Here is a 6,507-nt window from a genome sequence, read left to right as displayed (position 1 = left end):
CGCCAGCGTTCGTCCTGAGCCAGGATCAAACTCTCATAATGATTTGTTTGAACGATCCAAAGGATCGTTAAGCTCATAAAATTAAAACTTTGCTAGCTATTGCTTGCATGTATTTGCTTCATATAAATGAAGCGTCCTACACATTGGTTCGTTTGCTTGCTTTGTTCAGTTTTCAAAGGTCTACAGTGTTGCGTTAGCAACTTTTATATCATATCAGAGTGACAAGCGATTGTCAACACTTTTTTATAAAAGTTTTTTTTGCTCGTTGTTTTGCAACAACGTGTCGGCTGCCTTAGCAACTTAATCATAATAACAAATGATTTGTTATTTGTCAACAACTTTTTTTCAATTAATTTGCTGTCATATCAACAACGATCAATCAATTTATTTTTGCGACTTCGTTATAATATCATCTGTTTTATCGTGCGTCAACCTTTTTTTCAAAAAAGTTTTTTTGATTGTATCGGTCATTTGGCACATGTAATAATATACCAACTAAACGGCTATCGGTCAATCATTTTCTATTTATTTTTATGGATATTTTGCAAAGCCGTTCAATGACTAATTGACGCTTTTTTATCGTTCGCTATTCATGCGTTTTCTCGTTACAAATATCCTTTGACAGCCGTCTCAACTTGCTTTTTCAATAAAAACAAAAACCAACGCCTTTTTAAAAGACATTGGTTTTCGACTGATTATCGCATCGTTGGGAATAATAATACATCACGGATCGATTGAGCATCTGTCAAGAGCATCACTAAACGATCGATACCGATTCCTAACCCTCCGGTTGGCGGCATACCATATTCTAGCGCTTCTAAGAAATCTTCATCCACACCATGTGCTTCGTCATTTCCAGCTTCGCGTTCTTTTTCTTGTGCTTCAAACCGTTCCCGTTGATCGATTGGGTCATTTAATTCTGTAAAGGCATTGGCAAATTCTCTACCAACAATAAACAGCTCAAAGCGATCTGTGAAACGACCGTCTTCTGGATTTTTCTTCGCCAAAGGAGAAACTTCGACTGGATGTCCAAAGACAAATGTTGGTTGCTGTAAGGTTTCTTCAACAAATGTTTCAAAGAATTCATTGATGATATGTCCTACTGACATAGCATCCGTTATTTCGACATGATGGGTTTTAGCCAATTGACGTGCTTCTTCGATGCTCATTGGTTGCCAGAAATCAACTCCGGTTTCTTTCTTGATGGCATCTACCATATGGATCCGGGCAAAATCACTCGCTAAATCAACTGTTTGTCCATCATATTGGATCGTCGCAGTTTGCAGTACTTTTTCTGCAGCATGACGAATAATACCTTCAGTTAAGTCCATGACATCTTTAAAATCCGTATAGGCAGTATACGCTTCTAACATCGTAAATTCAGGGTTATGGGTCGTATCGATCCCTTCGTTTCTGAACACACGACCGATTTCATAGACTTTTTCCATGCCGCCTACGATCAATCGTTTCAGATGCAACTCTAGCGCAATACGCAAATACAAATCAATATCTAATGCATTGTGGTGCGTAATAAATGGACGTGCCGCTGCGCCGCCTGCTTGATTATGCAGTACTGGTGTTTCGACTTCAATATATCCTTGACCATCTAAGTAACGACGGATTTCACTGATGATCAAGCTGCGTTTCATGAATCGATCAAAACTTTCTTTGTTGCTGATCAAGTCTAAATAGCGTTGACGGTATCTTTGTTCAATGTTTGTTAGACCGTGATATTTATCTGGTAAAGGACGTAATGCTTTCGATAAAATGACGATTTCTTTGGCTTTGACTGTTACTTCGCCGGTATCCGTCTTCATGATTTCCCCTGACACACCAAAGAAATCACCTAGATCTGCATGTTTGAACACTTCATATGGTTCATCTCCAACTTGATCTTTGCGGACATATATTTGGATTTGGCCTTCGCGGTCTTGAAGATGGGCAAATCCAGCTTTCCCTTTGCCCCGTTTGGTTACAATTCTTCCAGCAATACTGGCAGAAAGATTCATTTCAGCTAATTCTTCTTTGGTTCGTTGATCAAACAACTCATGCAACTCGGCAGAATTATGGGTGCGCTCAAATCGCTTCCCAAAAGGATCGATACCTTCTTCCCGTAATTTGTCCATCTTTTCACGGCGAACCAGCATTTGATCGTTTAATTCTTCTTGTGTTTGTCGTTCTTCTGTCACGAGTTTTCCTCCATTCTTAACTTGTGCTTCCTTCTTATAATGCCAATGAACAGCCAAAAAATCAAGCCGAACTTTTGAATCAGCTTGATTTTACAGCTTATTTACGAAAGTTTTACCGCTTCTTGCGCTTCGGTTTTTTCTACAAAAGCATCTAGCAGATCAAACATGGTTTGTTTGTCCTCCGCTTGATTGATCGCTGCTTTGACTTTCGCCGCACGAGAGGTACCTTTCAAATAATAGGCGGCATGTTGCCGAAATTCTCTGGAAGCAACTTTCTCCCCTTTTAAATCAGCCAACCGCTCTAAGTGCAGTTTTGCCGTCGCGATTTTCTCTCTGGCTGAAGGTTCCGGCAATAGTTCCCCTGTTTCTAAATAGTGTCGGGTTCGATGGATCATCCATGGATTGCCTAAAGCTGCTCGGCCGATCATCACTGCATCCGCCCCCACTTCTTCCAACATACGTTTCGCATCTTCCGGCGTCCGGACATCCCCATTCCCCATAAATGGAATGGTAAGATTCTGTTTGACACGCTTCAACACAGACCAATCAGCAGCACCTTCATACATTTGTACTCTAGTTCGTCCATGCATCCCAATAGCCGCAGCGCCGGCGGCTTCTGCAGCTTGGGCATTTTCAACCGCAAAGACATGTTCGTCATCCCAGCCAATCCGCATTTTGACTGTCACTGGTTTATCGATTGCGCTAGACACCGCATGCACCATTTCATAGACTTTGTCTGGATCAAGCAGCCACTTCGCTCCAGCTTCTGCTTTGATGATTTTGTTCACTGGACAGCCCATATTGATATCGATAATATCAGCCGTCGTATGTGCAGCAACAAATTGCGCTGCCTCAACCAAAGAAGCTTTATTGCCGCCGAAGATCTGAATACTCAACGGATGTTCTGTTTCGTCGATGAATAGCATATCTAAGGTTTTTTTGTTTCTTAATTGAATCCCTTTATCACTGATCATTTCACAAACCACTAAACCCGCACCAAATTCTTTGACGGTCACGCGAAAAGCTGAATTGGTGATTCCGGCCATCGGTGCAACAACAACGCGATTGGGGATCTCAACGTTCCCAATCGACCATGTATGTGTTTCTTTCAATTATGCACTCGCCTCTTTCTTTAAATCAGCTAGTTCCATTTCGTCAAAATGATATTTATTGCCACAGAAGGCGCACACTGCTTCAGCACCATGGTCTTCATCGATCATCGCTTGTATTTCTTGCGCGCCCAGCGTAATGATTGCTGTAGCAAACTTTTCTTTGTTGCAATCACACTTGAATTGAACAGGCAGCTTCTCTAACACTTCTACACCAGCTTCTGGCATCAAGGTCATCAATATTTCTTCAGGCGTTTGTCCTTCATCGATCAAGGTAGAGACGCGAGGCAATTCTTTTAGTCTAGCTTCAATTGCTTCGATGATTTCCTCACTGGCACCGGGCATGATTTGCAGCATAAAGCCGCCTGCTGCACGAATAGAGTCGTCTGTTTCCACCAAGACACTCAATCCTACTGCCGAAGGAATTTGTTCTGAAACAGCTAAATAGTAAGTAAAGTCTTCCCCTAATTCACCTGATACGATCGGCGTTTGACCGGAAAACGGTTCTTTAAGACCTAAATCTTTAATGACCGTAAAAATACCTTGGTCACCGACAGCGCCTCGCACATCCAATTTTCCAGCAGCATTTAGCGGTAAACTGATATGCGGATTTTTTATGTACCCTTTAACGTCCCCGTGGCCATTGCTATCGACAATGATCGCTCCGGCAGGACCATTTCCTTGGATTTTTACTGTTAATTTGTCTTCGCCTTTTAAGGTACTGCCTAACAAAAGGCCGCCAACCATGCTGCGTCCTAATGCAGCTGAGGCAGTGTTCCACGTTTGATGACGTGTTTGCGCCTCCGCTACTGTATGGGTAGCTGATACCGCATATCCACGGACATACCCGTCATACGCTAGGGCTTTAACTAGATAATCTTTCATCTTCAATCTCCTTTTTTCCATTCATTAGTGAATCATACTAGGAAGTGTCTTTTTTTTCAACTGTCTGTATTCGATTTTAGAAAAGCCTACTTATTCATAAGAAAAAGCATCGAGTTTCCTCGATGCTTTTCAGTGCTTATTGATTATGCTTTGTCATCTGGTTCATGTGTGTCTTCGCTGTTGCGTCGAACATCTTCCAGTTGTTGATCAAAGTCTTTGCTTTCATGATCGTCGTGATGCGCAGTTGCTTTTTCGGCAGCTTGTTTTTCAGCGTCTTTTTCTTCTAACGCACGTTTTGCTTCTTCAAAAGTCTGTGCTTTTTCACTTGGATATTCTGAATCCTCAGTACCTTCAGGCATTTTACCTTCTTCAAACAACGATTTGATTGCTTTAGCATCCAATGTTTCGTGTTGAAGCAGTTTTTCAGCGATCAACTTATGTTGCGCACGGTGTTCTTCGATGATTTCATGGGCTTTTTGATGTGCATCCATTAAAATCTTGCGCACTTCTTGGTCGATTTCGTATGCTACTTGTTCAGAATAGGCTTTTGTTTGACCATAATCGCGGCCAACAAATACTTGGTGGTTGCCTTCGTATTGAACTGGCCCCAATTTGTCGCTCATGCCATATTCAGTGACCATACTTCTTGCTAATCCAGTTGCTTGTTCAAAGTCATTTGACGCCCCAGTAGATTGTACACCGAAGATGATTTCTTCTGCTGTACGTCCACCTAACAAGCCAACGATTTGTTCAAACATATCTTCTTTGGTCATCAAGAATTGATCTTCTTTTGGTAAAGCAATCATGTAGCCGCCAGCGCGTCCTCGAGGGATAATGGTTACTTTATGCACCACACGGGCACGGCTCAAGACCAAACCAACGATGGTATGACCCGCTTCATGGTATGCCACCATTTCACGTTCACGTTTATTGATCACACGGTCTTTCTTCGCAGGTCCGGCAATCACGCGGTCTTCTGCTTCATCGATATCCGACGCATCGATTTTTTTCTTGTTCCGGCGCGCAGCAACCAATGCTGCTTCATTCAAGACGTTTTCCAAATCAGCACCGGCAAAACCTGGTGTTTGTTGGGCAACGACTTTCAAATCAACATCATCTGACAATGGTTTGTTGCGGGCGTGGACACGTAAAATCGCTTCACGACCTTTCACGTCTGGACGGCCAACTAAAATTTGACGGTCAAAACGACCTGGACGGAGCAATGCTGGGTCTAATACATCAGAGCGGTTTGTTGCAGCGACGACGATCACGCCTTCATTGCCATCAAACCCATCCATTTCAACCAACAATTGGTTCAATGTTTGTTCACGCTCATCATGTCCGCCACCCATGCCAGCGCCACGTTGACGACCGACAGCATCGATTTCATCGATGAAGATGATCGCTGGCGCATTTTTCTTCGCTGTTTCGAACAAGTCACGGACACGGCTTGCACCGACACCGACGAACATTTCTACGAAATCTGAACCAGAGATCGAATAAAACGGCACGCCTGCTTCTCCGGCTACTGCTTTAGCTAATAGGGTTTTACCTGTCCCTGGAGGGCCTTCAAGCAAGACACCTGCTGGGATCCGGGCGCCTAATTCGACGAAACGTCGGGGATCTTTTAGGAATTCCACAACTTCTACAAGTTCTTGTTTTTCTTCTTCCGCACCGGCTACATCTGAGAACCGAACACGGTTGGCTTTTTTGTCGGCTTCTTTGGCTTTGGATTTACCGAAGTTCATCACTCGGCCACCACCGCCGCCGCCACCGCCACCTTGTTGACTCATCATCATATAGAAGAAGAAGATAATGATCACGATTGGTAAGAAGCTGATCAATAGTGACAACCAAATCCCACTATTTGACTCTTCTTCAATCGTGGTTTTCACCCCTGCGGTTGATGCAAGGCTGGTTACTTCACTCAATGTGGAGTCATTTGGCAACACAATGGTTGTAAATCGAGTTGAGCTTGATGAAGAATTTCCGCCTAAAACGGATAAACTATTGTCATTGCTGACTGTCTGTTCTTCGTTGTACTCTCCTACGATTCGATACACTCCATTGGCGGGTTGTACAGTAAACTGTTTGATTTTCCCGTCTTTCAGTTGTTCTGTAAATGTAGAATACTCAATCGTTGGTGTTTGCTGGCTGCCATTTCCAAAAATGAAATAAACGACCATGACCATCGCCAACAAGACGAGTACATAATATAAGGTATTTTTTACCATACCGTTATTTTTCTTATTCATGCGTACCTCCCTGGCTATTTTGTTTTATCAATCCTGACCATTTGATTGTATCACAATTGATTTAGAACA

Annotated in this window: 4 protein-coding genes; all 4 read right to left on the bottom strand. The window is 42.8% G+C overall.

Annotated features, from left to right (window positions below; translation table 11 throughout):
* Window positions 1–695 precede the first annotated feature (695 nt).
* Entirely contained in the window at window positions 696–2,189 is a 1,494-nt protein-coding gene (lysS, locus tag AEQ18_RS14390; RefSeq protein WP_054117042.1) for a lysine--tRNA ligase, read from the bottom strand.
* 101 nt (window positions 2,190–2,290) lie between these two features.
* The gene (gene dusB / locus AEQ18_RS14385) at window positions 2,291–3,301 is read right to left on the bottom strand and encodes a tRNA dihydrouridine synthase DusB (protein WP_054117041.1); all 1,011 of its coding nucleotides are present in this window, start codon (window positions 3,299–3,301) and stop codon (window positions 2,291–2,293) included.
* Complete coding sequence (hslO, locus tag AEQ18_RS14380; protein ID WP_054117040.1) at window positions 3,302–4,183, bottom strand: Hsp33 family molecular chaperone HslO; 882 nt, start codon at window positions 4,181–4,183, stop codon at window positions 3,302–3,304.
* A 143-nt stretch (window positions 4,184–4,326) separates the two neighbouring features.
* A complete protein-coding gene (ftsH, locus tag AEQ18_RS14375; RefSeq protein ID WP_054117039.1) occupies window positions 4,327–6,438 on the bottom strand; it encodes an ATP-dependent zinc metalloprotease FtsH in 2,112 nt (703 codons plus the stop codon).
* Window positions 6,439–6,507 lie beyond the last annotated feature (69 nt).

The organism is Enterococcus sp. RIT-PI-f (assembly GCF_001297065.1).
Lineage (GTDB): Bacteria > Bacillota > Bacilli > Lactobacillales > Enterococcaceae > Enterococcus_D.
Note: the sequence above shows the minus strand (reverse complement) of the source record. Positions and strands in the feature narration are given on the sequence as shown.

Bases quoted from the DNA above. Each gene is read 5' to 3' on its own strand.
- hslO (WP_054117040.1), bottom strand. From the start codon at position 4,183: ATGAAAGATTATCTAGTTAAAGCCCTAGCGTATGACGGGTATGTCCGT.
- ftsH (WP_054117039.1), bottom strand. From the start codon at position 6,438: ATGAATAAGAAAAATAACGGTATGGTAAAAAATACCTTATATTATGTA.